This window comes from Pseudomonas typographi (assembly GCF_014694385.1).
Lineage (GTDB): Bacteria > Pseudomonadota > Gammaproteobacteria > Pseudomonadales > Pseudomonadaceae > Aquipseudomonas > Aquipseudomonas typographi.
Map to the genome: position 1 here is coordinate 1 of NZ_JAAOCA010000100.1, position 1,014 is coordinate 1,014.

The window sequence follows — 1,014 nt, forward strand, 5'->3', positions numbered from 1 at the left end:
CTTATCAGGAATATTCCAAGCAACTCAACGAGCTTTACACGGCCGGCAAGGATCTTTCCCCGGTCCTTGAGAAGATGAAAACCGACGCCAGAGTACCGGCCTCTGTGGTTGATAGCTTGATAAAACAAGCTGGCGCCGTATCCACCCTCAAGGGTGTTTCCACCGAAGCCACCGATCACCTCAACGCGCTTCGTGGCGAAATGAACAAGGGCGTCGCGGCCGCTACCGGCAATGCTCAGGCAACAGCCGGGATGACTGCTGCCGGAGAGAAATACCTCCAGACCCAGCTTGCTCAGTTAGGTAAGCTGGAGGACAACAACGACGCCGTGAAGGAAGCAACACGGTTTCTCGCCGAGCACAAAGAGTTTACCGACGCCGACCGCACGGCGATCATGTCTGCGGCCTATGCAACGAAAGCCCAACAGGAGGCGAATAAGGCAGCAACTAAGGAAACCAAGGAAAACGCAAAGGCTCAGACAACTTTAAAGGAACAACTGAAACAGGCTGCCGAAGGGTATCTCGAACTAAAAAAATCGTTCGATCCAGTAGGTGCTGCCACTGATGAGTTCCAGAAATCAACCGCCAAAGTGAACTTGCTGTACAAGAACGGGAAGATTCCCCAGCAGGAGTATGCCCAAGCAACGGCATACCTAACCGAGCAACTAAATACCGCCACCAAAGCGGCGAACGGATTGTCCCAGGCCGAAGAGTACCGGCAAGAACTGCAGAAAAAGCTGGCCAACGACATGGCGCAATACGCCAACCAAGCGGCCGCTGTAGGGCAGGGCGACAAGGAGGCGGATCGCGCCCAGCAACGCCTGGAGCTCGAGCGCGAAACCAACGAAAAGCTGTTGTCGCTGCGCACGGAGTTGGCCAACGCGACCACGGCGAAACAGCGCAACGAGCTTCAGGCTCAGATCGACCTCACCAACGAGTACCTGCCCAAGCAGCGCGCGGCCATGGAGGATGGCTTCAAGAACATCGATCAGGCCCAGGCCGAGTGGAGCAAGGGGG

1 pseudogene is annotated in these 1,014 nt (G+C 56.2%); it reads left to right on the forward strand.

The window, feature by feature from the left end:
* Window positions 1-1,014 (forward strand): annotated as a pseudogene (locus tag HAQ05_RS27820) (phage tail tape measure protein); the annotation flags it as partial.